Annotated in this window: 2 protein-coding genes; both read left to right on the top strand. The window is 62.2% G+C overall.

Annotated elements, in window-relative coordinates:
- The coding region (locus KF784_20270; protein ID MBX3121392.1) for a hypothetical protein at positions 1-534 on the top strand (534 nt) is incomplete at its 5' end.
- On the top strand, positions 476-1,171 hold the full coding sequence (locus KF784_20265; protein ID MBX3121391.1) for a hypothetical protein: 696 nt from the start codon (positions 476-478) through the stop codon (positions 1,169-1,171). The genes KF784_20270 and KF784_20265, both read left to right, overlap by 59 nt.
- Positions 1,172-1,267: the final 96 nt, after the last annotated feature.

Genomic DNA, 1,267 nt, shown 5'->3' with positions numbered 1-1,267 from the left:
GGGCGCCTCTCGCCCATTGCGCTTCACCAAGCCGTGCTCGACTACGATCGCGCGGTGGGGCGGGTCGAAGCCCGAATGCTGCTGCTCAACATCGCCCGGTCGAGGCATTGTCTCCCGCGGCACTTTACCGGCGTGTCCGGTGTGGCCGCCATGTTCGAATTCCAGGCGACCGCCGGCTCGACGCATACCGTCGTCGCACCGGGGCCGGACTCGCTCGGGCTTTCGTTCGGCGGCGGTATGGCCGAACGCCAGACCATGGCCATCGTGCCGATTCAAGGCGAAGAATGTACCCGTCGCATCCTGACTCCGTTCGATGAACGTCGCGTGACCTTCATGTGTCGGCAGGGCGTCGAACCTTGCGATCATCCTGCGTCTGATGGCGAGCGGCATCCAAGCGAGCGGGTACGGCGAGTCGGCCTTCTGCCGCAACATGCCCTATTTCGAGGAGGAGTATCGGGAGTCTCGCCGGCCTGTCATGCACCGGTCGTCGTTGAACCTGTCGCGCGAATTGCAAGTGACGCCGTGGATCTTTGAGCAGACCGTGGCGCTGCCGCTTTCCACTCGTTCGGGTTCCGGCGATGTGGTGCGCGGGCTCGATAAGATCACCGATGCACTGGACCTCGGGTATGCCATCGGCGGCGTGAATGAGGAGCCGGCCCTTACTGTCCGGCGCCGGGACACAGGCCGGACGGTCATCGCGAATTACGATCCCATGCAATTGCCGAATGAGGAGCGTCGGCTGCTGCACGAGGAAGCACAACGATACCCGCGCAACGATATCCTCATCGATACCCGGTCGGATGGGCCTGGCGGAGACTATCCCCTGCACGGATTTCTAGTCATCCGTAGCGTCAATAAGATCATGCAGCTTCTCTCGCATGGCATCGCCGTAGACCCTGAATTTCAGGTCGAGCCCGACGAGCGTACGGGGGAGATTGTGCTTAATCCGGTGAGCACGCTCGACATCGTGGAAGCCGACTCCCGACCGGACAATGCCGCCCTCTCGGTGAAATTCGAGAATCGCTGCTACTCCATCGCCAAGGCCTCGAATGACGACGGCAAGTTGGACCCGTGGAATCTGGGCACGTTTCGCGTGCTGGTGCAGCTCTACCGGATGACCGTCACGGACATCTCCAAGACGCCCACTCCCGCCATGACCATCGCAACATAGTCGTCAGGGTGCGCGCGCAACCAGGCCCGGGCGTCGTATCAGTATACCGGCCTCGGATTCCACCCTCCGTCTGTCAGGTCTGTCTCCATAAGGTCC

The organism is Fimbriimonadaceae bacterium (genome assembly GCA_019638775.1).
Taxonomy (GTDB): domain Bacteria; phylum Armatimonadota; class Fimbriimonadia; order Fimbriimonadales; family Fimbriimonadaceae; genus JAHBTD01.
This window is presented reverse-complemented; position numbering and strand designations above follow the sequence as displayed.